General features: G+C 61.5%; 22 protein-coding genes. 6 read left to right on the top strand and 16 right to left on the bottom strand.

What is annotated here, in order from left to right:
• Nucleotides 1-76: 76 nt before the first annotated feature.
• The 5 genes from C8E00_RS02040 to topA form a co-directional block, all read right to left on the bottom strand.
• The gene (locus tag C8E00_RS02040) at nucleotides 77-340 is read right to left on the bottom strand and encodes an Lpp/OprI family alanine-zipper lipoprotein (RefSeq protein ID WP_133693896.1); all 264 of its coding nucleotides are present in this window, start codon (nucleotides 338-340) and stop codon (nucleotides 77-79) included.
• Between the two features lie 375 nt (nucleotides 341-715).
• Complete coding sequence (locus C8E00_RS02035; RefSeq protein WP_133693893.1) at nucleotides 716-1,828, bottom strand: cobalamin-independent methionine synthase II family protein; 1,113 nt, start codon at nucleotides 1,826-1,828, stop codon at nucleotides 716-718.
• Nucleotides 1,829-2,018: 190 nt separating this feature from the next.
• On the bottom strand, nucleotides 2,019-2,258 hold the full coding sequence (locus C8E00_RS02030; RefSeq protein WP_133693890.1) for a hypothetical protein: 240 nt from the start codon (nucleotides 2,256-2,258) through the stop codon (nucleotides 2,019-2,021).
• Nucleotides 2,259-2,356: 98 nt separating this feature from the next.
• The gene (locus C8E00_RS02025) at nucleotides 2,357-2,818 is read right to left on the bottom strand and encodes a DUF6586 family protein (protein WP_133693888.1); all 462 of its coding nucleotides are present in this window, start codon (nucleotides 2,816-2,818) and stop codon (nucleotides 2,357-2,359) included.
• Nucleotides 2,815-5,448 (bottom strand): type I DNA topoisomerase, encoded by a 2,634-nt coding sequence (topA, locus tag C8E00_RS02020; RefSeq protein ID WP_133693885.1) that lies wholly within the window; start codon nucleotides 5,446-5,448, stop codon nucleotides 2,815-2,817. The genes C8E00_RS02025 and topA overlap by 4 nt, the downstream gene beginning before the upstream one ends.
• Nucleotides 5,449-5,867: 419 nt before the next feature.
• On the opposite strand from topA, the gene pyk reads away from it, so the two are divergent.
• The 3 genes from pyk to C8E00_RS02005 all read left to right on the top strand — a co-directional run bounded on the left by pyk (nucleotide 5,868) and on the right by C8E00_RS02005 (nucleotide 10,136).
• A complete protein-coding gene (gene pyk, locus C8E00_RS02015; RefSeq protein WP_133693883.1) occupies nucleotides 5,868-7,337 on the top strand; it encodes a pyruvate kinase in 1,470 nt (489 codons plus the stop codon).
• Entirely contained in the window at nucleotides 7,330-7,809 is a 480-nt protein-coding gene (locus C8E00_RS02010) for a methylglyoxal synthase (RefSeq protein WP_133693881.1), read from the top strand. The genes pyk and C8E00_RS02010 overlap by 8 nt, the downstream gene beginning before the upstream one ends.
• A 116-nt stretch (nucleotides 7,810-7,925) precedes the next feature.
• Entirely contained in the window at nucleotides 7,926-10,136 is a 2,211-nt protein-coding gene (locus tag C8E00_RS02005; protein WP_133693879.1) for a DUF3141 domain-containing protein, read from the top strand.
• Nucleotides 10,137-10,149: 13 nt separating this feature from the next.
• Here C8E00_RS02005 and oadA read toward each other — a convergent pair whose 3' ends face one another.
• Nucleotides 10,150-11,964, bottom strand: coding sequence for a sodium-extruding oxaloacetate decarboxylase subunit alpha (gene oadA / locus C8E00_RS02000; RefSeq protein ID WP_133693877.1), 1,815 nt, complete (start codon nucleotides 11,962-11,964; stop codon nucleotides 10,150-10,152).
• A gap of 13 nt (nucleotides 11,965-11,977) precedes the next feature.
• Nucleotides 11,978-13,393, bottom strand: coding sequence for an acetyl-CoA carboxylase biotin carboxylase subunit (locus C8E00_RS01995; protein ID WP_133693875.1), 1,416 nt, complete (start codon nucleotides 13,391-13,393; stop codon nucleotides 11,978-11,980).
• Nucleotides 13,394-13,566: 173 nt separating this feature from the next.
• Here C8E00_RS01995 and C8E00_RS01990 point away from each other — a divergent pair, with 173 nt between their 5' ends.
• From C8E00_RS01990 to lipA, 3 genes are all read left to right on the top strand, one after another.
• On the top strand, nucleotides 13,567-14,541 hold the full coding sequence (locus C8E00_RS01990; RefSeq protein ID WP_133693873.1) for a LysR family transcriptional regulator: 975 nt from the start codon (nucleotides 13,567-13,569) through the stop codon (nucleotides 14,539-14,541).
• 87 nt (nucleotides 14,542-14,628) lie between these two features.
• Nucleotides 14,629-15,651 carry a zinc-binding alcohol dehydrogenase family protein gene (locus C8E00_RS01985; RefSeq protein WP_133693871.1) on the top strand — a complete coding sequence of 341 codons (1,023 nt, stop codon included), beginning with the start codon at nucleotides 14,629-14,631 and terminating at the stop codon, nucleotides 15,649-15,651.
• A 233-nt stretch (nucleotides 15,652-15,884) separates the two neighbouring features.
• Nucleotides 15,885-16,934 (top strand): lipoyl synthase, encoded by a 1,050-nt coding sequence (gene lipA, locus C8E00_RS01980; RefSeq protein WP_133693868.1) that lies wholly within the window; start codon nucleotides 15,885-15,887, stop codon nucleotides 16,932-16,934.
• 121 nt (nucleotides 16,935-17,055) lie between these two features.
• Here lipA and lipB read toward each other — a convergent pair whose 3' ends face one another.
• The 9 genes from lipB to rsfS form a co-directional block, all read right to left on the bottom strand.
• Complete coding sequence (lipB, locus tag C8E00_RS01975; protein ID WP_133693865.1) at nucleotides 17,056-17,712, bottom strand: lipoyl(octanoyl) transferase LipB; 657 nt, start codon at nucleotides 17,710-17,712, stop codon at nucleotides 17,056-17,058.
• Between the two features lie 6 nt (nucleotides 17,713-17,718).
• On the bottom strand, nucleotides 17,719-18,015 hold the full coding sequence (locus tag C8E00_RS01970) for an HP0495 family protein (RefSeq protein ID WP_133693862.1): 297 nt from the start codon (nucleotides 18,013-18,015) through the stop codon (nucleotides 17,719-17,721).
• 116 nt (nucleotides 18,016-18,131) lie between these two features.
• A complete protein-coding gene (locus C8E00_RS01965; protein WP_166638213.1) occupies nucleotides 18,132-19,334 on the bottom strand; it encodes a D-alanyl-D-alanine carboxypeptidase family protein in 1,203 nt (400 codons plus the stop codon).
• 25 nt (nucleotides 19,335-19,359) lie between these two features.
• Nucleotides 19,360-20,274, bottom strand: coding sequence for a septal ring lytic transglycosylase RlpA family protein (locus C8E00_RS01960; protein ID WP_133693860.1), 915 nt, complete (start codon nucleotides 20,272-20,274; stop codon nucleotides 19,360-19,362).
• On the bottom strand, nucleotides 20,271-21,299 hold the full coding sequence (gene mltB / locus C8E00_RS01955) for a lytic murein transglycosylase B (protein ID WP_133693858.1): 1,029 nt from the start codon (nucleotides 21,297-21,299) through the stop codon (nucleotides 20,271-20,273). Before mltB ends, C8E00_RS01960 begins: the two co-directional genes overlap by 4 nt.
• 48 nt (nucleotides 21,300-21,347) lie before the next feature.
• On the bottom strand, nucleotides 21,348-22,445 hold the full coding sequence (gene rodA, locus C8E00_RS01950; protein WP_133693856.1) for a rod shape-determining protein RodA: 1,098 nt from the start codon (nucleotides 22,443-22,445) through the stop codon (nucleotides 21,348-21,350).
• Between the two features lie 34 nt (nucleotides 22,446-22,479).
• On the bottom strand, nucleotides 22,480-24,381 hold the full coding sequence (mrdA, locus tag C8E00_RS01945; protein WP_133693854.1) for a penicillin-binding protein 2: 1,902 nt from the start codon (nucleotides 24,379-24,381) through the stop codon (nucleotides 22,480-22,482).
• Nucleotides 24,382-24,444: 63 nt separating this feature from the next.
• Nucleotides 24,445-24,912 carry a 23S rRNA (pseudouridine(1915)-N(3))-methyltransferase RlmH gene (gene rlmH / locus C8E00_RS01940; RefSeq protein WP_133693851.1) on the bottom strand — a complete coding sequence of 156 codons (468 nt, stop codon included), beginning with the start codon at nucleotides 24,910-24,912 and terminating at the stop codon, nucleotides 24,445-24,447.
• Nucleotides 24,909-25,280: a ribosome silencing factor gene (gene rsfS, locus C8E00_RS01935; protein WP_133693849.1), complete on the bottom strand. Its 372-nt coding sequence runs from the start codon at nucleotides 25,278-25,280 to the stop codon at nucleotides 24,909-24,911. The genes rlmH and rsfS overlap by 4 nt, the downstream gene beginning before the upstream one ends.
• Nucleotides 25,281-25,305: the final 25 nt, after the last annotated feature.

The raw sequence follows: 25,305 nt of genomic DNA, 5'->3' as shown, positions 1-25,305 counted from the left end.
AAAAGGGTCCCACCGGTGGCGGAACCCTTTTCCAGGGCGGACGCAAAGCGCCGCCCATGTTCATGCTGACAAGCTATTACTTGCGCATGGACTTTTCGAACATACGATCCATCGCGGCACGATTACGCTGAGCCGCTTCAAGCGCAGCCTGCGCATCACGTTGAGCCTGTTGCGCAGCGTTCATCGCCTGCTGAGACATGCTCTTGGCTTCAGACGCATCGGCCTGTGCCTGAGCGATATCGCTCTTCATCGCTTCCTGGTTAGAAGCACAACCGGCCAGCACGGCCAGAGAGCCTGCGGCAACCAGAAGCTTGAGCGTGTTCTTACTGTTGGACAACATCTGCGTTCTCCTTGAAAGCCTTTCTGTGAATGGTGATGAAGTCCTGATACATCAGGTCCCTCATGTACCGCTCACAGGATAATACGAATACCGCTAATATCGCCAACCTCAATTGCCTGGGAGACGTTAAATTTTCCCACGCTGGCCGTGATCACGCGCTACAGAGGCTTCCATTCGTCGCCATTTGGCCACACCGATGAGGCCAAAAAGCGTCAGAATTGCCCATATAAAGGCGGTAACTTTCTATTACATGGCACGCTGATCCGCCATAAATGCCTGGCAACAACGCTCCTGAGAGACGAGGTCTCCATACGACAAAGCGCCCCCACATACCCATGCGGAGGCGCACAATACAAGACGCGCAAGCGTTGCAGCTCAGTCCTGCCAGACGGCCTTGGCGATATCCACTACATGGCGCAGCTTATCCCATTGCTGCGTCTCGCTAAGCAGATTGCCTTCCTCGGTGGAGGCGAAACCGCACTGCGGACTCAGGCACAGCTGGGACAGCGGCGCATAGCGCGAGGCCTCGGCGATGCGAGCGCTCACCGTATCGGCAGGCTCGAGTTCACCGCTTTTACTGGTAATCAGCCCCAACACGGCTTGCTTGTGCCCTTCAGGCAAGAAGCGTAGCGGCTCGAAGCCGCCCGCACGCTCGGTATCGTATTCCAGGAAGTAGGCATCGACATCGACCCGACCCAGCAGCGTCTCGGCCACCGGCTCGTAGCCGCCTTCGCTGATCCATGTCGAGCGGAAGTTGCCGCGACAGACATGCAGGCTGACATGCAGGTCGCGGGGGCGCTCGGCCAGGGCGTGGTTGAGCACCTCGGCATAGATGTGTTGCAGGCGATCGGCATCCTCGCCTCGCTCACGCGCCGCCGCCAGTTCCTTATCGGAACACAGGTATGCCCATACCGTGTCATCGAGCTGCAGGTACCGGCAGCCTGCTGCATAAAAGTGCTTGATCACATCGCGGTAGGTGTCGGCCAGATCGGCGAAGAAGGTATCCAGCGACGGGTAAACACTGCTGTCGATATTACGGCGACCGCCGCGGAAGTGCAGCACGCTCGGGCTCGGCAGCGTCATCTTCGGCGTCGCCCTGGCGACGGTATCTGCCAGGAAACGGAAATGCCCAAGCATCGGATGCTCGGGATCGAACCCTAGCTTGTCCGTCACGCGCACGCTGCGCGCCGATGTCTGGCGACCCTGAAACTGAATGCCCTGATCCGACGTATAGCCCTCCACACCCTTGAGGCCTTCGAGGAAATCGAAATGCCACCAGGCGCGCCGAAACTCGCCATCGGTCACCGCCTTGAGGCCCAGCGCTTCCTGCTGGGCGACGACGCGCCGAATTTCGGCATCCTCGACGTCACGTAGTACCGAATAGTCCGTTTCTCCAGCGTGAAAGCGACGTCTCGCCTGCTTGAGCTCATCGCTGCGCAACAGGCTACCCACGGTGTCGGCACGAAATGGAGGCTGATACTGGCTCATGGCGTTTCTCGACTCTCGGCTCGATGATTAGGGCGCTCACTTTGCCGCGCCAAAGCGCGCATGACCACTGCATTTCCTTCAAGTCTGCATGAAGGAAATTCATGACGGTATCCACGACGAGACATTGCGCCTTGTCGACGACCGGACATGGCAGCGATCACCCTGAGTGTCGATCAACGGGTACTGCAGATCAATGCACCGTTTCCGGCGCCTCCGGCGCTTCTTCTTCGCTCCCCTCCCACAGACGCGTCCGCGTGATCGCATGATCGATCATCTGGCGCGCCACCTCGAAGCGGCTCTGACGCAATAGATCCAACGCCTCTTCCGAGAAACGAATGCTTACCAATGGATCGCCGTCACTGTCGGAGGGCCGCAGCACGACTTCACCATCGGCCAACTCGACGATTTCCAGAATCGCGGTATCGGACACGCTATATTCTCCCGTTTATCCCAATAAAAAACGACCAAGGCTATCGCCATGGTCGTTTCTTTTCATTGCCGACAGGATACCACCGCAGATGGGCGGCGTCACCACTCCTCGCTGGTCTCGCGCAGTTCTGCGAGCTGCGCCTTGAACGCCGCGATACAGGCGTCGAGCTCATCGGACAAGGCCATTCCCGAGGCGCTGGCAATCATGCTCGAATCACCCGTCTGGCGACGCGCGGCACCCTCGATGTCATGCAACGCCTCGAGACGCGCCAGCAGGCGCGCTAGCCAGCTGCCTTCACGCCGTGCCAGCTCACGCAGTTGCACGACGCCCGCTAGCGCCGGGCCTTGATCGGCCAGCAGCTCACGCCAGTCGTGCCGCGAGAGTTGCGCATGCTCGGTCAGCTCACGCAGCGCTGCATTGAGCGCCAGCTCCAGCGTTGCCAAGGCACCTTCTTCATGCGCCATGCGCCGGGCATCGGTATGCTCGTCGTCGGCCCAGCCGGTATCCAATAACAGCTGAGCATGGTAGAGCAACTGATTGGTACGACCTCTCGGCGTCATTTACGCTTATCCTCGATCCGCCACTTACCGTCTTCGAATTCGGCACGCCAACCGCTGGCCTTGCCGTCACGCTCACTCATCACGTACTGACTCTTGGTCTTGCGCGAGAAACGAATCTGCGCGTCATGCCCATCCGGGTCTTCACTCGGCGCATCCAGCAAGAAGCGATACTTGTCGGGCAATTCATCGCGGTGCGCCTTGAGTTCCTTGACCAAAGGCGGACGCGTTTCACGGTTCTTGGGAAATTGACTGGCCGCCAGGAACAGGCCGCTGGCACCATCGCGCAAGACGTAATGATCCTCGACTTTCTGGCAGGCCAGCTCAGGCATGGGGATCGGGTCCATCTTGGGGGGTGCGACTTCGCCGCTCTTGAGCAGCTTGCGGGTATTCTTGCAGTTCTCGTTGGTACAGCCGAAATACTTGCCGAAACGCCCGGACTTGAGCTGCATCTCGCTGCCGCACTTGTCGCACTCGATGGTCGGGCCATCATACCCCTTGATACGAAACTTGCCTTGCTCGACTTCATATCCGGTGCAATCGGGGCTATTGCCACAAATATGCAGCTTGCGCGTCTCGTCGATCAGGTAGCTGTCCATCGCCGTGCCGCATTCCGGGCAACGACGCTTGGCGCGCAAGGCTTCGGTTTCAGCTTCATCATCGGCATCCGACGCCACCGCTTCATCCCCGGGGATAAGGTCGATGGTCGTCTTGCACCGCTCCTTGGGGGGCAGATTGTAGCCCGAACACCCCAGGAAGACGCCGGTCGATGCCGTGCGAATCTGCATCTTGCGGCCACAAGTGGGACAGTCGATATCCGTCGGCACCGGTTGATTCGGCCGCATGCCTTCTTCGGCCTCGGCATGCTCGAGCTTGGCCTTGAACTCGGCATAGAAAGCGTCCAGCAGCTCACGCCATTCGCGGTTGCCGGTGGCGATCTCGTCGAGATGATCTTCCATGCGGGCAGTGAAGCCATAATCCATCAGGTCGCTGAACGATTCGGCCAGCCGGTCGGTGACGATATCACCCAGCTTCTCGGCATAGAAACGGCGACTCTCGAGCTTGACGTAACCGCGATCCTGAATCGTGGAAATGATCGAGGCATAGGTGGAAGGCCGGCCGATGCCGCGTTTTTCGAGCTCCTTGACCAGGCTCGCCTCGGTATAACGCGCCGTCGGCTTGGTAAAATGCTGCTGGGGGTCGAGGGCCTGCAGGGTCATCGATTGCCCTTTCTCGAGATCCGGCAGCGCCTGGTCTTCCTCTTTCTTGGCTGCCGGCTTCATCACCCGCGTGTAACCATCGAACTTGAGCACCCGACCTCGCGCCTTGAGCTCGAACCCTTCAGCCTCGACGGTAAGCGTCGTCGCCAGGTACTCCGCCGGCACCATCTGGCAGGCCACGAACTGGCGCCAGATCAACTCGTAAAGGCGCTGCGCATCGCGCTCCACCGCGAGATCGTCAGCATCTTGCGTCACCTCGGTAGGACGAATCGCCTCGTGTGCTTCCTGCGCGCCCTCCTTGCTGGCATAACGGTTGGGCGACTCAGGCAAGTACGCCTGACCGAAGCGTTCGTCGATATACGCCCGGGCCCCCTCCACCGCGTCTTGCGACAGATTGGTCGAGTCGGTACGCATATAGGTGATGTACCCCGCCTCGTAGAGACGCTGCGCCAGCGTCATGGTCTTCTTCACCGAGAACCCGAGGCGTCCACTGGCGGCCTGCTGCAGGGTCGAGGTGATGAACGGGGCATTCGGTTTGGAGCGTGTCGGCTTGGTTTCACGCTCGGTGATCGCCAGCGCCGCCTCACGCAGCGGCGCAATGCGCTCTAGCGTTTCCTGTTCAGAAGTGGGGCGAAACGCCTGGCCTTGATGACGCACCACCTCAAAGCGGACCGGCGCCTTATCGCCCTTTGCAGGCACCAGATCGGCATGGACATCCCAGAACTCCTCGGGGACGAAGGCGCGAATCTCTCGTTCGCGTTCGACGATCAAACGCACCGCCACCGATTGCACTCGGCCCGCCGACAGTCCCCGCGCGATCTTGCTCCACAGCAATGGCGACAGCATGAAGCCGACGACGCGGTCCAGGAAACGCCGTGCCTGCTGCGCCTCGACGCGAGAAAGGTCCAGCTCGCCGGGCGTCTTGAACGCCTCCTGAATGGCATTCTTGGTGATCTCGTTGAAAACCACGCGACGATAGCGAGACGCATCACCGCCGATGGTTTCCTGCAAGTGCCAGGCGATCGCTTCCCCTTCACGGTCCAGGTCGGTCGCGAGATAGACGGCGTCGGCCTTTTCTGCATGCTTCTTGAGTTCGGCGACGACCTTCTCCTTGCCCGGCAGAATCTGGTAATCGGCTTCCCAACCGTGCTCGGGGTCGATGCCCATGCGCCGCACGAGCTGACTCCACTGCTTGTGCTTTTTATAGACGGCTTTTTCGTCGGGCGACATCTTGCGTGTCGCCGCTGCCTGGCGGGCCCGTTCCTTGGGATCGGTGGCATTCTTGCCGCTGCCACTCGTCGGCAAGTCACGGATGTGCCCGACACTCGATTTCACCACGAAATCGTTGCCGAGATACTTGTTGATCGTCTTGGCCTTGGCCGGCGACTCCACGATGACCAGTGACTTGCCCATAATGCTCCGCTCGCATGGCCGACGCTCTTTAACAAGGCGTCGGCAGTGATGTCGTGACCGGGGACCGCCCGGCGAAAAATGCGCCTACCCTACCTTAGCGCCTCGTTACGCGCCAGTCCGTCGCCATGCAAGCCGCCGAGCCCGGCACATGACGACTGCGCATTGCTGACTCGGAGAACACTAGACGCGACGCCTGACCGACGGCAAGCAAAAACCGTCGCCCGACCGGCATGCCAACCCGGCAATGAGACTGGCAAGCACTCTCCGCGTCATCCAACCTATGTGCATGTCCATCATGGGAAAAGTGGTACGCTGCCGCAGGACATCGCGCCGGTCGAGATGATCAGGCACAATGTAGTAAAATAACGACATGGCTCGCGCGAGCCGCCATTACTGTCAATGAGGCCAAGGAGAATTCCATGCAGAATGCGTTTCACGGTCCGATTCGCCGCACCAAGATCGTCGCGACCCTGGGCCCGGCCAGCGATCGCGAAGGTGTCCTCGATGACATGATCGCCGCAGGCGTCGACGTGGTACGACTCAATTTCTCCCACGGCTCCGCCGACGATCACCGGCGGCGGCTGAAGGCGGTACGCGATGCAGCCGCTCGTGCCGGCCGCACCGTCGCCGCCCTGGGCGACCTGCAAGGTCCCAAGATCCGTATTGCGCGCTTCAAGGACGAGGCCGTCGTACTCGAGCAAGGCCAGCCTTTCATCATCGACGTTTCCCTGGAACGCGATGCCGGCGACACGACGCAGGTGGGCTGCGATTACAAGGACTTGGCCGATGACGTTGCCCCCGGCGATGTACTGCTGCTCGACGATGGGCGCCTGGAACTCCAGGTCGAACGTGTCGACGCCCCGGCGGTTCATACCACGGTCAAGGTCGGCGGCAAGCTGTCCAACAACAAGGGCATCAACAAGCAAGGCGGCGGCCTTTCCGCCTCGGCATTGACGGACAAGGACCGCGAGGATCTCAAGACCGCCATCGACATCGGCGTCGACTACCTCGCCGTGTCTTTTCCGCGCCACGGCGATGACATGCGCCTGGCCCGCGACTTGCTCGGTGAAGCGGGAAGCGAGATCGGCCTGGTCGCCAAGGTCGAGCGTGCCGAAGCGGTCGCCGATGACGACACCTTGAATGACATCATCCGTGCCAGTGAAGCCGTCATGGTGGCGCGCGGCGACCTCGGCGTGGAAATCGGCGACGCCCAGTTGATCGGCGTGCAGAAGCGCATCATCCAGCATGCCCGTAGCCTTAACAAAGTGGTGATCACCGCGACCCAGATGATGGAGTCGATGATCGAGTCGCCCCTGCCCACGCGCGCCGAGGTATTCGACGTTGCCAATGCCGTGCTCGACGGCACTGACGCCGTCATGCTCTCCGCCGAGACCGCTGCAGGCCATTATCCGGTGGAAACCATCAAGGCCATGGAACGCCTGTGCCTTGGCGCCGAGCGCGAACGTGCCGCCCAGCAGTCGCAGCATCGCATTCATGAAGGCTTTACCCGTGTCGACGAGACCGTAGCACTCTCGGCGATGTATGCCGCCAATCACCTGACCGGCGTATCCGCCATCGTGTGCATGACGGCCACCGGCTACACACCGCTGATCGCCTCGCGCATTCGTTCGGGCTTGCCGATCGTCGCCCTGGCGCACAGTGAAGTCGCCCAGCGTCGCATGGCCTTGTATCGCGGGGTCGTCTCACTGCCCTTCGACACGCAAGACCTGGCGCCTGTCGAGTTCAATCGCCACGCGGTCGACAATCTCATCGCGCTGGGCATCGTCAAACAGGGAGATCACGTCATTCTGACCCGTGGCGATCATATGAATGCGCATGGCGGCACCAATACCATGAAGATCATTCAAGTAGGCGATGACATTGACTGAGCAGCGCCCCCGCCGGCAAGCCACGCGCACCTTGCCGGCACGCAAGCGCATCGCGTTGATCGCTCACGACGGCAAGAAACCGGAACTGCTCGAATGGGCGACACGCTGGCGCGAGACGTTGGCGCGGCATGAACTGGTGGGTACGGGCACCACGGCAAGGCGCGTTTCCGACACTCTGGGACTCGCGGTGCAGGGCCTGATGAGCGGCCCGCTGGGCGGCGACCAGCAGATCGGTACGCTCATCACTGAAAGTCGTCTGGACCTGCTGGTGTTCTTCTGGGACCCCTTCGCTCCCATGCCGCACGACCCCGATGTCAAGGCATTGCTGCGCCTGGCGGCGCTGTGGAACATTCCCGTCGCCACCAACGTGGCCAGCGCAGACTTCATCATCACCTCGCCTGCCATATCACAAGCCGTGACGGTCCATGTGCCTGACGCCGGCGACTGGGTGTCCAATCGCACCTCCCCCTGACGCGCAGCGATGCGTGCCTCGGCATGACAGCATGCATCGATTTCACATGCCAGAGGGACGTTTTCGGGTTACGCTCAATGTTGCAGTGCAGCAACACGTGACCAGGAGCGTTCCTCATGTTTCCCATGCACGCCGCTTGGCTGGAAGCCGCCAGCCCCGTTTTAGACCCCTTCGGCCTGATTCGTGCCACGCAGGACTACTGGCAGGATACCTTCGAACGTAACGTGCTCTACTGGGATGTCATGCGCCGGCGTGGCAACCAGTATCTTGACCACATGGCACAAACCAAACCCAACGTGTTGGGGTTCGAGGCCGAAGTACTCATGGATGGCCGCGACCTGCCGCGCCCGGTCAATTATGAATTGATGCGTATCCTGCCCCCAGCCGACACCATGATCGACCCGCTCAAGCGCCCTTTCGTCATCGTCGATCCACGTGCCGGCCATGGGCCTGGCATCGGTGGCTTCAAGCCCGATAGCGAAATCGGTGTCGCCCTGCGCGCCGGGCATCCGTGTTATTTCATCGGCTTTCTGCCGTTTCCGGTCCCGGGGCAGCACGTCGAAGATGTCGTCGATGCCGAAATCGCCTTCATGCGCGCGGTCGGGGCGCGTCATGCCGAAGCCAATGAAAAGCCCGTGGTGATCGGCAACTGTCAGGCAGGCTGGCAATTGATGATGGCTGCGGCCCTAGAACCAGACGCCTTCGGGCCGATTCTCGTCGCTGGCGCCCCCTTGTCCTACTGGGCCGGCGAGCGCGGCCGCTACCCCATGCGCTACACGGGTGGGCTGCTGGGCGGCAGCTGGTTGACCGCGCTTGCCGGCGATCTGGGTGCAGGCCTGTTCGACGGGGCCTGGCTAGTGCAGAATTTCGAGCGCCTCAACCCAGCCAATACGCTGTGGAGCAAGCAATATCGGCTTTACGCCAATGTCGATGACGAAAGCGAGCGTTACCTGCAATTCGAGCGCTGGTGGGGCGGGCATATCGTGCTCAATGCCGAAGAAATACAGTACATCGTCGACAACCTCTTCATTGGCAATCGCCTGAGCACGGCCCAGTTGATCACCCGCGACGGGCGCCGCATCGACCTGCGCAACGTCCGCTCACCCATCGTGGTGTTCTGCTCGCAAGGCGACAACATCACGCCACCGCCCCAGGCGCTGGGCTGGGTATCCGATCTCTACGACGGCGTGGACGACATCGTCGCCAACGAGCAGACCATCGTCTACTGCGTACACGACTCGACCGGCCATCTGGGCATCTTCGTGTCGGGCAGCATCTCGCGCCGCGAGCATGCCGAATTCACCGCCAACATGGACTATATCGACGTGCTGCCGCCCGGTTTGTACGAAACCGCCATCACGCCACGCGATGCGACCGAGGATGCGACCGATGGTGATTATCTGCTCGAATTTCGCCCGCGCGGCGTCGATGACCTGCAGTCGCTGGTGCAACGTCGCGATGATGACGAGCGTCGCTTCGCCACCGTGGCACGTCTGTCTGAAAGTGGATTGGCGCTGTATCAACAATACACACAGCCGTGGCTACAAGCCGTCATGACGCCGGAAGCGGGGCGCTGGATGCGTCGATTGCATCCGATCCGCCTGGGCTACAAGCTGCTATCCGACCGCAACCCACTGATGTCCACCGTACCGGTGCTGGCCGAACGTATTCGCCGCCAGCGCCAACCGCTTGCACAGAACAACCCTCTGGCGCAGTGGGAGCGCAGCGTGGCTACCCGTATCGAGGAAAACCTCGAGGCTTATGGCGAATGGCGCGACCGCGCTAGCGAAGCACTGTTCATGACCGTCTACGGCCAACCCTGGCTACAGGCGCTTGCCGGCATCGGCCCGGACATGGCACGCGTGCGCCCGCACCCCGGACACGCGCCTGAACACCAACACTTCCTGCGTACGCGCCGCGCCGCCTTGCGAGAACGCATCGCCAGCGGCGGCGCGCGCGAAGCGGTGGTGCGAGCCTTGATCTACATCCTGGGCGGGGCGTCGGCCACCGATGAACGCAATTTTCAGCGCCTCAAGGCCACGCGTGAGGAACTCGGCAAGAGCCTGGACCTTCAGCAATTCAAGATGCTGGTCCGCGAGCAGTTCTTCATTCTCAAGCTCGACGTGCGCGAAGCACTCGAGGCGCTGCCCACACTCATCGCACGCGACGACGCCACACAGGTCGACACCTGCTTGGCGCACATCACCCACATCCTCGACGCCAGCGAACCGCAAAGCGATCGCGTGCAGAAACGCCTGGAGCGCGTGCGCGCTCTGTTCGAGAAAGCCAGGCCCGCCGCACTCGATCACGAGGCGCCGCGGGCGTGAGCGAGGCTTCCGGTCAGGTGATCTCGATCAGCACTTCGCCGGGCGTCACGCGGTCGCCCTTGGCGACGTGGACCGCTTCGACGGTCCCCGAGACCCGTGCCTGGACCTCGGTTTCCATCTTCATCGCCTCGGTGATCAAGACCGCCTGGCCTTCCTCGACACGATCACCCTTGGCGACCAGGACATCGACGATGTTGCCAGGCATGGAGGTCGTGACATGGCCAGGCTGCGAGGCCCGTGCCCGCCCCGGAGTCTCACCGCCGACGAAGGCGTCCTTGGCTTCGAAGACGACCTCCTCCGGCATGCCGTCGAGCGTCAGATAGACCTGACGCTTGCCGCCGCTGTTCCCGCCCACGCCGGTGATCTGCACTTCGTAGGACTCGCCGTGTACATCGATGACGAACTCCGTCGGCACGCCTTCGGTGACCGGTCGGTTGGCGTCTCCCGCGTCGGGCGCGGGTATCGGCTCCGACACCAGCGTGCCATCGCGCCGTCCCTGAAGATAGTCGTGCCCCAACTCGGGGAACATGGCGTAGGTCAGCACGTCTTCCTCACTGTCGGCCAGTTCACCGATATCCTTCGTCAGGCGCTGCATTTCGGGATTCAACCGATCGGCGGGACGGCCTTCTTCCACCGGGGAATTGCCAATGGCCTGACGCCGTACCTTAGCGTCCACCGCCGCCGGCGGATGACCATACCCCCCCTGGAGATAACGCTTCACCTCGTTGGTGATGGTCTTGTAGCGCTCGCCGGTCAGCACGTTCATCACCGCCTGGGTGCCGACGATCTGCGAGGTCGGCGTGACCAGGGGCGGATAGCCGAGATCGGCGCGCACGCGCGGGATCTCGTTGAACACGTCGCGGATCTTGGAGAGCGCGTTCTGTTCCTTGAGCTGATTGGCGAGGTTGGACATCATGCCGCCCGGGACCTGATTGATCTGTACCGAGACGTCCTCGCGGGTGAACTCGCTTTCGAAGGCGGCATACTTCTGGCGCACGCCCCGAAAGTAGTCGCCAATCTCCTTGAGCGCTTCGAGATCCAGGCCAGTATCGTAGTCGGTGCCCTGAAAGGCCGCGACCATGGCTTCCGTCGACGGATGGCTGGTACCGCCGGCAAATGCCGAGATACAGGTATCGATATGCCGGCACCCTGCTTCCACGGCCTTGAGATGACACATCGGCGCCAGCCCGGAGGTGGCGTGGGCATGCAGATGAACCGGCACGTCCACGGCCTCGACCAGCGCCGCCACCAGTTCGCCCGTGGCATACGGCGTCAACAGGCCCGCCATGTCCTTGATGGCGATCGAGTCGGCGCCCATGTCGATCAGGCGCTTGGCCTGGTCCACGTACATCGCCAGGGTGTGCACCGGACTCACGGTGTAGCAGATCGTGCCCTGGGCGTGCTTGCCACTGGCCTTGACCGCGCGCATGGCGGTTTCCAGGTTGCGCAGGTCGTTGAGCGCATCGAAGACGCGGAATACATCGACGCCGTTGTCCGCCGACTGCGCGACGAAGCGCTCGACGACATCATCGGCATAATGGCGGTATCCCAGCAAATTCTGCCCGCGCAGCAGCATCTGCAACGGCGTGTTGGGCATGGCCTCCTTGAAGGCCCGCAGGCGCTCCCACGGGTCTTCCTTGAGAAAGCGCACGCACGCATCGAAAGTCGCTCCACCCCAGACTTCCAGCGAGTGATAGCCGATCGCGTCCAGCTTGGCACAGGCGGGCAGCATGTCCTCGGTGCGCAGACGCGTGGCAATCAGCGATTGGTGGCCGTCGCGCAACACGACGTCGGTGATATTGACCTGGGAAGATGATACGGCATTCATGATGGGTATCTCCTTATAGACCGGCGTGGGCGGCGATGGCGGCGGCAATCGCCAGAGCGACTTCCTCGGGATTGCGCTTGACCGAGTAATTGAGCAACTCGGGATGATTGGGCACGAAACCGGTGTCGAAATGCCCGCTACGAAAATCGGGGTGGCGCAGGATTTCCTGATAATAAGGTGCGGTGGTCTTGACCCCCTGTAGACGCATGTCATTGAGGGCACGAATCCCTCGATCGAGGGTTTCCTCCCAGCTCATGCCCCACACGATCAGTTTCAGGCACATGGAGTCGAAGTACGGCGGAATCGTATAGCCGGTGTAGATCGCGGTATCGGTGCGCACCCCCGGTCCGCCGGGGGCGTAGTACCGCGTGATGCGCCCGAACGACGGCAAGAAATCGTTCTTGGGGTCCTCGGCGTTGATGCGGAACTGGATCGCGTAGCCGTGGTGGCGTATGTCTTCCTGGCGGTAGGCGAGCTTGAGCCCCGCGGCGATGCGCAGTTGCTCGCGCACGATATCCACCCCGGTGATCGCTTCGGAGATGGTGTGCTCGACCTGCACCCGAGTATTCATCTCCATGAAGTAGACCTCATTGCCCTTGACGAGGAACTCCACGGTGCCGGCATTCTCGTAACCCACCGCGCTGGCCGCGCGAACCGCCATTTCACCGACGTAGGCCCGCTGTTCGGGCGTCAGCTGAGGGCTCGGTGCGATCTCGATGAGCTTCTGGTTGCGACGCTGGATCGAACAGTCCCGCTCGAAGAGATGAATCACGTTGCCGACGCTATCGGCGAGGATCTGCACCTCGATGTGATGTGGCTCGACGACGCATTTCTCCATGAACACGTCGGCACTGCCAAATGCCTTGGTCGCCTCGGAGATCACCCGCTCCCAGCCCTGCTCGAGCTGCGCCGGGGTATCGCAACGGCGAATGCCACGGCCCCCGCCCCCTGAAGTCGCCTTGAGCATGACCGGATAGCCGATGGTCTCGGCCAGCGACAAGGCCTCGACACAGGTCTCGAGGTTGCCGTCCGACCCCGGCGTCACGGGGACGCCGGCGTCACGCATCGCCGCACGTGCGGCCGTCTTGTCGCCCATCCGCGCGATCACGCTGGCATCCGGCCCCACGAAGGCGAGACCGGCGTCTTCGCAGATACGTGCGAAATCGGCATTTTCCGAAAGGAAGCCGTAGCCGGGGTGGATCGCGTCACACCCCGTTTCGCGGGCCAGATCGACGATACGTCGCGGATCGAGGTAACCCGCCAACGGATCTTCGCCCACGAAATGCGCCTCATCGGCGCGCTTGACGTGCAGCGCGAAGCGATCGGGTTCGGTGTAGATCGCCACCGAGCGGATGCCCATCTCGGCGCAGGCGCGTACAATGCGTACAGCGATTTCGCCACGATTGGCGATGAGAAGTTTCTTGAACACCGTCTGCCCTCCGGTTTCAGGCGCCCAGCTAACCGTCGGTTAGCTGGGCGTCCGTTTGGGTCGTAGCGTGCTTGTTATCCGTCCTCTCACGCTACCCACCGAAGGACCAATAGAAAAATTGATATTTTTTTGCCACGCTATAAGCAATAGCTTATGACCACGCCGGGGACGTCATGTCACGACCCAATTTGCTCAACCGCCTGACCTTTCGCCAATTGCAGGTCTTCCAGGCCGTGCACCGGCAGCAGTCTTACTCGCGTGCAGCCGAACAACTCGGCCTGACGCAGCCCGCCGTCAGCGCTCAGATTCGCCAACTCGAGCAGGCACTCGAACAGCCTCTCTTCAAGTACGCAGGCAAAACGCTGCACGTCCTCCCCGCCGCCGATGCATTGGCCGCCTCGGTGCAGTCGATCTTCGGCCAGGTGTCGAGCCTGCAGATGGAGCTTTCCGAACTGGCAGGGACCATCCGCGGCGAGCTCAACCTCGCCGCGGTGAGCACCGCACAGTACGTGGTGCCTCACATCCTGGCACGCTTTCGCGCACGCTATCCGGAAGTTCAGGTACGCCTGCGCGTCTGCAACCGCGGGCAGGCTCTGGAGCGTCTCGCCGAACGCCGCGATGACCTGGTGATCATGGGCATGGTGCCCGAGGATGCCAATCTCGCCTTCATGCCGATTCTCGACAATGAAATGATTCCCGTGGTGTGGCCCGGGCATCCACTGCTGACGGCCGAATCCCCTACCCTCGAGGATTTCACGCGCTATTACGTCCTCATGCGTGAGCCCGGCTCGGGAACGCGCACCGCCTTCGAGGACTTCGTCGCCCGCGAGCGGGTGTCGCTACGTCATACCCTCGAGCTCGGCACCAACGAGGCCATCAAACAGGGCGTCATGGCGCACCTCGGGGTCGCCGTGCTGCCCCGCCTGGCGGTACAGCTCGAACTCGCGTCGGGCCTTCTGGCCTCACCGACGCTGCCCGGCTTTCCGCTGCGCAGGTCCTGGTGCACCGTGCACCCCAAGGATCGCTACCCCACGCCCGTGACCGAGCTCTTCCTGCGTTTCGTCAGGGAACTGCTGCCGGAGCTGAACGCCCATTTCAAGGCACCACTGGTCCCCGCACCCGGCCCCAGCTTCGCCTGTACGCCTTGAATCCGTTCTGTCGACTTGACTCCATCCGGCACGGCCCTCATCTAGACAGCAGTGTCATCATGTTTTGCTTTTCATAGGGAGTCAGTCATGCGAGTAGTCGCCACCGCGGGCCAGCCTCAAGCAGCGCCCCTGGACGCTTTCGAACTTCACGAACGCGAGATGCCCACCCCCGGTGAAGGGGACCTCCTCGTGCGCATCGACGCAGTATCCGTCAATCCGGTGGATACCAAGATTCGTCAGGGCGCTTTTCTGCCCAGCGATCAGCACAATGTACTCGGCTGGGACGCCGCGGGCCGGGTGGAGAGCGTCGGCGCCAACGTCGAGCACTTCGCCCCGGGAGATCGCGTGTACTATGCCGGCGAGGTCGAGCGTCCCGGCTGCAACGCCGAATACCAACTCGTCGATGCGCGCCTGGCCGCCAAGGCACCGAGCCAATTGAGCGCCGAGGAAGCGGCCGCCATGCCGCTGACGGCACTCACTGCCTGGGAGGCCCTGTTCGACAAGCTCAGGCTCTCGCAAGGTGACGCTACGCACCGCGACCAGACCCTGCTGATCATTAATGGCGCCGGCGGTGTCGGCTCGATCGCGATTCAACTGGCGCGGCAGCTCACCGGCATCAAGGTCATCGCCACGGCATCGCGCGACACCTCCGCCGAATGGTGCCGACGCTTGGGCGCGCACGAGGTCGTCGATCACCACGATCTCGTGGCGAACATGCAACAGGCCGGTCACGAGCAGGTCGACTACATCTTCAATTGCCACGATATTGGCGATCACTGGAATAACATGGTGACGCTCATCCGCCCGCTGGGGCATATCGTGGCCATCGCCGAGACGCAGAAACCCGTCGATCTCAATGCCCTGCAAGGCAAGGCAGTGACGTTCAGTTGGGAGTTCATGTTCGCACGGCCGTTGCATGGTGCCGATATCGCCCATCAAGGGCAGATCCTGGCGACATTGGCCGCGCATTTCGACGCCGGCCGCCTGCGCAGTACGCTCAGCGATATCGTCGGCCCGCTGACACCGGCCAACCTCGGCGAAGCGCACCGGCGCCTCGAAACCGGACACACCACCGGTAAACTCGTGCTCGGCGCCATGCCTGCCTCATGACCTCCAAACCGGCCCGCCATGTCCGGCGTTCGGCCCACGCCGAGCGTCGGGCCACGCGCCATGACCGGTCGAACTGTCCAGAATGACGCCTTGTGTGGTATCTTTGGCGCATGAATACACGCATCGCCGTGCCGTGCCAGGCAATCCGGAAAACGCCGTTCGGCCCCTTTCCGATGATGCCGTGGTCGCGCCGCCTTGGCGCCGTCGGCCGGCTTGCAGAGAGGCTCACGCTAATGAGTGATACCCCTTCCCAGCGCATCACCAGCGGCAAGAAATATCGCAACGATCAGGGCATCGCCGCCATCAAGGATGGCATGAAGACGCGCGCGCCTGCCGAAGGCGGCGTCGGCGGTCGCAAGCCTCAGTGGCTGCGCGTCCAGATGCCCGGCGGCGACCGCTTCGAGGCCGTCAAGCGCAACGTCAAGGAACACCGGCTCAGCACCGTCTGCGCCGAGTCCCACTGTCCGAACATGGGGGAATGCTGGAGCAACGGCACTGCCACCATCATGCTGATGGGCGCGGTCTGCACGCGTGCCTGCCGTTTCTGTGCCGTCGACACCGGCAACCCGCGCGGCTGGCTGGATCATGAAGAGCCGGCGAACACCGCGGAATCGGTGGAACTGATGGGCCTGCGCTACATCGTGCTGACCTCGGTGGACCGCGACGACCTGCCCGATGGCGGTGCCGGTCACTACGCCGCCTGCATCCGCGCGATCAAGGCACGCACGCCCCAGGTGGCGGTGGAAGCCTTGACGCCGGACTTCGATGGCGTGCCCAGTGCCATCGAGGATGTCGTCGATTCCGGCCTGGAGGTGTTCGCTCAGAACGTCGAGACCGTGGAACGCCTGACCAGCCGTGTTCGCGACCCGCGGGCCGGCTACCGCAAGACGCTCGATGTCCTGGCGCACGCCAAGCGCCATCGCCCCGAGGTGATTACCAAGACCAGCATCATGCTAGGGCTCGGTGAAACCGAGGAAGAGATCCTGCAGACCTTCGACGACCTGCGCGAGATCGGCGTCGATATCGTCACTCTGGGGCAATACCTGCAGCCGACTCGCAACCACCTGCCGGTGGAGCGCTGGGTGACGCCCGACGAATTCGAGCACTATCGCCAGCAGGGCTTGGCCAAAGGCTTCATGGAAGTGCCGTCGGGGCCGTTGGTGCGCTCAAGCTATCGCGCCGACCGGGTGTTCGAAAAGAACAACCTGGGCCTGGCCGACCCCGCCGAGGTGCCAGGGCAATCCCCCGACCCCAACCGCATTGCCGCCGTCAACGTCGGCTGAGCATCACGCTTTCCACGTATCGGTTCTCCAAGACAAACGGCCCGTGTGGACTCAGTCCACGGCGGGCCGTTTTCATTAAGGCGCGTCGTTCGAGGTGGAAGGACGCTGAATGGCGACGCGATCAGGCGTCGACGGTCGTGACCGGCACGAGCGTTCGTCCCAATGCTTGAGCTAACCGCTCGGCCAGCTCGACGGCGACCGTGTCGCTATCCGGGCAGTCGTCGATCAGATCGGCAAGCCGCGTCATGGCCATGCCGGCATAGCCACAGGGGTTGATACGCTGGAAGGGTGACAGGTCACCATCGACGTTGAGCGCAACACCATGAAAGCTGGCACCACGCCGAATGCGCAACCCCAGCGAGGCAATCTTGGCCTCGCCGACATAGACACCCGGCGCATCGGGGCGCGCATGTGCTTCCACGCCGTAATCGGCCAGCAATGCGATCACCGTGTTCTCGAGCGCTGACACCAGCTCACGCACGCCCAGTGCGGCACGACGCACGTCGATCAATGGATAAAGCACGACCTGCCCGGGTCCATGATACGTCACCTGCCCCCCACGATCGGTGGCGATGACTGGAATATCGCCGGGCATGAGCAGATGCTCGGGCTTGCCGGCCTGCCCCTGGGTAAACACCGGCTCGTGCTCGACCAGCCAGAATTGATCGGGGGTCGTGGCATCACGCTCGTCGGTAAGCCTGCGCATGGCCTGCCATACCGGTTCATAGGCACGACGCCCCAGGCGATGCAACGCCACTGGCGAGCGCTCGTCGCTCATCGCCACCTACAGCACCATATGCACACGGCCCGTCGCCTTCAGCGAATGGAACAGTGCATTGAGCTGATCTTGTCCGGTGGCGTGAATCACCACACGCACGGATTGAAAGCGACCATTGCGACTATCGACCATGCGCACGCTGCGACGGTCGAAGCCAGGCGCGTGTTGCTCGACGATATCGACCACCGTGACCTTGAAGTCCGGGGCCGCGTCGCCGACGATCTTGATAGGATACTGGCAGGGGAACTCGATCTTGGGCGCGTCCTGCGTCCCATCCTGCACGGTAGGCGAAACTTGTTTCATGCGGACGCCTCACGATAGGTTCGGAATGACATTTCCGAGTATTTTACTCAACCTTGACGTAGCGACCAAGGGCAAAGCCGCCGAACCGCTTCACCCTTGGCGAGTTCCATTCCTGATCAGTCGAAGAACCCATACACGAATTGCAGTACGCTATCCCAGAGGCGCTTGAAAAAGCCACCTTCGGGAACGGGTTCCAGGGCGACCAGGGGCCGCTCGTCGAGCACCTTTCCATTGAGCTTGATCTTCAACGTGCCAAGCTGCTCTCCTTGCTCGACCGGTGCGTTGATGGTTTTACGAATATCCAGCTGAGCATTGAGGTCATCGATACGACCACGCGGCACCGTGATGAAGACATCACTGGCCACCCCCAGGCGTAGCGTATCCTGCTCGCCCCCCCAGACACGTGGCTTGTTGAGTACTGCGCCGCTCTTATAGAGCTGTTGCGTCTCGAAGAAACGAAAGCCATAACTGAGCAGCTTCTGGGTTTCTTGTGCGCGCGCTTCGTCAGAGTCAGTCCCCATGACCACCGCAATCAAGCGTGTACCATCTTCTTTTGCTGACGCCACCAGGCAATAGCCGGCGGCATCGGTATGCCCGGTTTTCAAGCCATCGACGTTGGGGTCGCGCCATAACAACCGGTTACGGTTGGGTTGGCGGATATCGTTCCACGTAAAGTACTTCTGTGAGTACATTTCATAGTGGTCAGGGTAATCCTTGATGATGTGCTGGGCGATGACCGCCAGATCATGTGCCGACGAATAGTGGTCGTCATGTGGCAAGCCGGTAGGATTCATGAAATGCGTATGCTTGAGGTTCATGCGCGCGGCTTGCTGATTCATCAGGTCGGCGAATGCATCAGTACTGCCCGCGACATATTCCGCCAAGGCAACGCTGGCATCATTGCCCGACTGCACCACGACACCCTTGAGGAGATTGTTGATACTGACCTGGCTACCCGGCTTGAGGAACATCCGCGAGCCTCCGGTACGCCAGGCATGCTCACTGATCGTCACCTTGTCGTCGCCACTGATATTGCCGGCATCGATTTCACGCTCGACGATATAGGCGGTCATCATCTTGGTCAGACTGGCCGGCGGCAACTCCTTGTCGGCATTATGCTCGACCAGGATCTTCCCACTGTTGGCGTCCATCAACACCCAAGCGGTTGCCGATAATTCAGGCGGCGAAGGCACCATCGAGGACGGCACCGGCGAAGGTTGCGGTCGAGACTCGGCTTGCACCGTGGGAAGAAGGCCGCCAACACATAGCGTGACCAGCAAGACGACATAGAACAATAATGATCGGGCACACACTCTCATGACAACGTTTCTCGCTAAGCGGGGGTTACTCGGTGGCGGAAACGACAAACGACTGATCAAATCCCGCCGCTTGCAATTCCGCTTTGATGGAATCAAGTTGCGAAGCATCACGCACAGGACCCACCTGGACGCGATACAATGACGCCTTCCTGCGTATGCGTACCGGACGCGATACGCTTGCTTGCAAGCGCTTTTCCAGCGCCTTGGCCCGGGCCACGGAACTCAGTGCCGCGACCTGGACATACTGCATGCTCCCCTGGCGCTCGGTGACACGACCTTGTCGAGGCGCTTCGGCGGCCGGGGCCTTCTCTTCTGCCCTCTGCGCCGTGCCTGAAACCGGTGCCCCAGAGGACGCCCTGGCCATTCCCCCTTTGGCAGGCGAGGGCTCAGTGCGCTTATGCTGCTCGGCCCACTGCCTGGGGTCAATAGCTTCAACGCGCACTCTCCCCGTACCGGCATCGAGAAGCTTGAGGCGTGCCGCCGCGGCATAGGAGAGATCGATCAAGCGATCGCCATGAAACGGACCTCGATCGTTGATTCTGACGATGACGTCACGCCCATTGTCGAGGTTTGTGACGCGCGCGTACGTCGGCAAGGGCAGCGTTCGATGAGCCGCTGTCATCTTGTACATGTCGTAAGGCTCACCACTGGCGGTGTCATAGCCCTGGAACTTGGTGCCGTACCATGAGGCCTTGCCCTCCGCCTGGTAGTCGCTCGCCTCGCGCAACACGTGGTAAGTCTTGCCCCATACCTCATAGGTAGGACCATTGCCGCTCTCGGCAAGTGGTTCGACCTTGGGGACCGCGTCCGGCACCTGGGAAACATCCGGCGGTGTATCCGGATACGCATCGCGTTGCTGCGCATAGCGGCCACCACGATCGCTCGCACACCCCGCCATCAACAGCATCAAGACACACGCCAGTGCACCACCGACTCTCATCCGTCCACCTCGTCAAGCGCTGCCTGAATGCGCGACGCCAGCTCGGTGACGGCCATCGCATACAGATAGCTATGGTTGTAGCGCGTGATGACGTAGAAGTTGCGATGGCCGAGGGCATACCGGTAGCGACCGTCGGTACGCGCCAGCGCCAAGGGAATCACGCGTCCTTGCACTGCGCCCACCCGCGGCACGATGCCGACTTGAGCAAGCCGCGAGGCATCGGCATACGGTGGGCGAGTGGCGTTGAAGTCAATGCTGCCGGGGGGTGTCTCCGGTCCCTCGGCCGGCGTCACCACGGGCGCTCCACGCCGCCAGCCGTGTTCGGCGAAGTAATTGCCCACGCTGCCGATCGCATCCACGGGATCGTCCCAGAGATCGCGGCGACCATCGCCGTCGAAATCGACGGCGTAAGCCTGGTAGCTCGTGGGAATGAACTGGGGGTAGCCCATGGCACCTGCATAGGACCCCTCAGGCTTGCGTGCCGGAATCCCCTGCTCGAACGTGATTTCGAGAAAGGCCGCCAACTCACCACTGAAGAAATCGCCGCGCGAAGGATGGTAAAACGCCAGGGTGGCCAGGGAATCGAGCACGCGATGATCGCCCTTGTACTGGCCATAGAAGGTTTCGACCCCGATGATCGCGGCAATATAGGCCGGCGGCACCCCGAATTCTTGCTCGGCCCGGCTAAACGCCTCGCGGTGTGCCTCGATGAACGCCACCCCCTGCCGGATACGCTTGGGTTGCACGAAGATGTCGCGGTATTCATGCCAGCTCAAGCGATGCTCCGCCGCGCCCTGCATGGCATCCAGCACCTCCTGTCGAAAACGTGCCTGCTCGAGCGCCTGCCGGACATCGTCGCGCGCCAGACCTTGGCGGGTCACATCGTCGAGCCATTTCCCGATCTCGGCATGCGTGGCCGGATCGAAGTTCGGCGTGGCTTGTGCCACACCGGCGCCCCATCCCAGCAGTATCGACGCCAGCAGCAAGCCGAACCTTCGCTGGCCACCTGTCATGTTCCACTTCATCAGGTACTGGCTCCTTGATCCTGGTGTGTCATCGCTTTCCTTGCGTGCCTAGCGCGGCAACAACCGCCGATGGCTATGAACGGACATGAGGATACCGAAACCCAGTAGCAGGGTCACGGCGGACGTGCCTCCGAAACTGACCAGGGGCAGCGGCACTCCCACGATGGGCAGAATGCCGCTGATCATGCCGATGTTGACGAAGACATAAAGGAAAAACGTCAGCACGATGCTGCCACCGACCAGACGCCCGTAGGTGTCCTGCGCGGTGTTGGCGAGGAACAGCCCGCGCCCCACGATGAGAACGTAAAGGGTCAGGAAGACCAGCATGCCCAACAGGCCCCATTCTTCCCCCAACACAGCGCCAATGAAGTCGGTATGGCGCTCGGGAAGAAATTCCAGTTGCGATTGCGTTCCTAACCCCCATCCCTTGCCGAAGATGCCACCGCTTCCGATGGCGGTCTTGGCCTGGATGATGTTCCAGCCTGCCCCCAGCGGGTCGCTTTCGGGGTTGAGGAACGTCAGTACGCGCTGGCGTTGGTATTCATGCATGTTGAACCACAACACCGGCAACGCCGACGCCACCAACACGGCCAGCAATCCGATCACACGCCATGACAACCCGGCTAGGAAGATGACGAACAACGCGGAACACGCCACCAGCAGCGATGTCCCCAGGTCGGGCTGGCGCATGATCAACATCACCGGCACACCGATAATCAGACCGCACACCAGTAGATCGCGCGTAGTGGGTGGCAACACGCGTTTATGGAGATACACCGCCACCATCATCGGGACCGCCAGCTTCATCAACTCGGATGGCTGAAAACGGATGAGCCCCGGGATTTCCAGCCAGCGCTGCGCTCCCATGCCCATATCCCCCATGACTTCCACGGCCACGAGCATGACTACTCCCGCCAGATAGCCAAGAGGCGTCCAACGGCACAAAGTGCTGGGTGAAAACTGGGCAATGACAAACATCGAAGTCAGGGCGACACCAAAGCGCGCAACTTGTCCCATCACCACCGATGCACTCATGCCGCTTGCGCTGTAAAGCACGACCAATCCCGCTCCCATCAAGGACAGCAGCAGCAACAGCAACCAAGGGTCGAGATGAAGACGCGTCCATATAGAGCGTTTTCGCCCCATGTCATAGGACGATCTGGTAATGATGCGGCGCCATTCAAGTCCCTTCAACTTCGACGCCCTCCTCGATCAGTTTCTCGCCTTGATGCGTATTCTCTTCATCAGACAGCAGCCACTCGTCTGCCAGAGCACGCGCCAGCCCAGCGGCGTGCGAGCTTCCGCCCCCTGCGTTCTCGACGATCACGGCAATGGCGATCTGCGGATCATCGATCGGCGCAAACGCTATGAACAAGGCGTGATCACGTAGGCGTTCCCGGAGTTCATCGGCGTTGTATTCCTCGTTTTTGTCCAACGAGAAGACTTGTGCCGTACCCGATTTACCCGCCATTTTATATTTCAACCCTACCCCGATATGACGCGCGGTACCTTCTTCCCCACTGACCACTTTGCGCATGCCACTGAAGACGATATCCCACCAACGTTCCTTGTCGAGTTCGATGTCCGGCTTGGTGCCAGGGAACGGCGGCTCGACTTCCTTCTCGCCGACGCGCTTGGCCAGGTGAGGACGTACCCAGTGCCCGCGGTTGGCTAACGTCGCGACGGCCGTTGCAAGCTGCAAAGGGGTCACCATCCAGTAACCTTGCCCGATACCCGCCGACAGCGTCTCGCCGGGATACCAGACCTGGCCGTATTTCTTGCGCTTCCACTCGCGTGACGGCACCACGCCAGGTAAGGCGCCTTGCACGTCCAGGGAGGTCACTTCACCAAAGCCAAATTTATGCATGAATTCAGAGAATGCATCGATCCCCAAACGATGCGCCATGGTATAGAAATAGGTGTTATTGGAAACGGCCAGCGCTCGCTCCATATCAACCCGGCCATGCCCCCAAGGCAACCAGTTGCGGTAATGGCGCGTCCCATTGGGCAGCTTGTAATACCCGGGGTCATAGATGACTTCCTTGGGCGTTATCACGCCGTTCTGGAGTGCCGCCAAGGCTTCGAAGGGCTTGATGGTGGAACCGATCGGATACTGGCCGCGCACGGCACGATTGAACAAGGGCAAGTCGGGGTTCTGGCGTAGTGCGCGGTAATCTTCATATGAAATCCCCGTGACGAACTTGTTGGCATTGAAGCCCGGCGCAGACACCATTGCCAGAATATCGCCGGTCTGGGGCTGGATGGCGACGATGGAGCCGCGGTGATCCCCCAGCAACTTGTAAGCCAGTTTTTGCAAGCGCGTATCGATGGTCAGCGTCACATCCTTGCCTGGCTCTGGGGGGATACGTTCGAGCTCACGGAGTACGCGCCCATGAACGTTGGCCTCTACCTTGCGCAGGCCGGCCTGTCCGTGCAGCGCTTTTTCGTATTCTTTTTCGATGCCGGTCTTGCCGATGTAGTGCGTACCCGCATAATTGCCGCTATCCAGCGACGCGAGTTCTTGCTCGTTGATCCGCCCTACATACCCCAGCACATGCGACATGATCTTGGGGTTGGGGTAGTGACGCAGCCACTGCGCCTCGACCTCGATCCCCGGAAGCCGGTAGCGATTGACCGCCAAGCGTGCGATCTGGCGCTCGCTGAGGTCGCTCATCAGCAATGCCGGCTGATAAGGCCTCTGGCGCTGACGCGAGCGTTTGCGAAACGTTTCGACCTGCGCTTCGTCCAATCCCAGAATATTCACCAATCGCTCGAGTGTGGCGTCGATATCCTCGGCTCGCTCACGCACGATGGTCAGGTTGAAGGTCGGACGATTCTGGGCCAGGGGCTTTCCCTGGCGGTCATAGATGAGCCCCCGTGTCGGCGGTAACGGCTCGACACGCACGCGATTGTTCTCGGAACGCGTGGCGAAAACATCATGCTCGATGACCTGAAGATAAAACAGACGCGCGCCCAGACCACCGGCCATCAATAAGACGAGCAGGGCCGCCACGAGAGAACGGGTCCGGAACACACGGACTTCTCGGGCGGTATCCTTGATTGGGTCGCGTCGTTTACGCATGAGTCCCCGATAACAGGCAGGCAGGTGGCAAGTTGCCGCAGAGCAGGGATCGCCCCCCTGCGTTCATCGGTGGTAGGGATGGCCTGCCAACAAGGTCCAGGCACGATAAAACTGCTCGGCCAGCAGGATGCGCACCAGTGGATGCGGCAACGTCAACGCCGACAGCGACCATCGCTGCTCGGCCCGCGCCAGCAAGCGTGGATCGAGCCCGTCCGGCCCACCCACCAGACACGCTACATCGTGTCCCTCTTGGCGCCATTGCTCGGCGTTGGCGGCCAATCGTTCGGTACTCCAACTTCGACCCTCGACATCCAATGCAATGACACGCTCCCGATCGCGCAGCTTGGCCAGCATGGCATCGCCTTCACCCTGAATCGCGCGGTCCACATCGGCGTTCTTGCCCCGCTTGCCGGGCGTTATTTCGATGATGTCCACGCTGAAGTCACGCGGCAATCGCTTGAGATATTCATCGACGCCCTGCGTGACCCAGTCGGGCATGCGAGTCCCCACGGCAAGAACGCGTAACCTCATCCACGCACCTCGCCAAGCGCCCCCTCAGCGGATACCCCGTCGCTGGGCAGATCCGACCACAAGCGCTCGAGATCGTATAGCTGACGGGTTTCAGGCAACATGACGTGGACCACGAGATCGCCCAGATCGACCAGAACCCAATCACTGCCCTGGTGCCCTTCGATACCCAGGGGACGACACCCCGCTTCCTTGACTTTTTCCACCACGCTCTCGGCCAAGGCGCCGATGTGTCGATTCGATGTACCACTCGCGACGATCATGGTGTCGGTGACGCTGGTCAGCGAGGCCACGTCGAGTTCGGCAACATCACGTGCCTTGAGTTCCTCGAGCGTGTCGATTACCAGCGTTTTGAGTGCTTCAGTCTGCATAGCTCCTCGTTCATGTGTTACCCCC

Origin of the sequence: Chromohalobacter marismortui (assembly GCF_004364315.1) — a bacterium.
In the GTDB taxonomy this organism is placed as follows: Bacteria; Pseudomonadota; Gammaproteobacteria; order Pseudomonadales; family Halomonadaceae; genus Chromohalobacter; species Chromohalobacter marismortui.
Note: the sequence above shows the minus strand (reverse complement) of the source record. Positions and strands in the feature narration are given on the sequence as shown.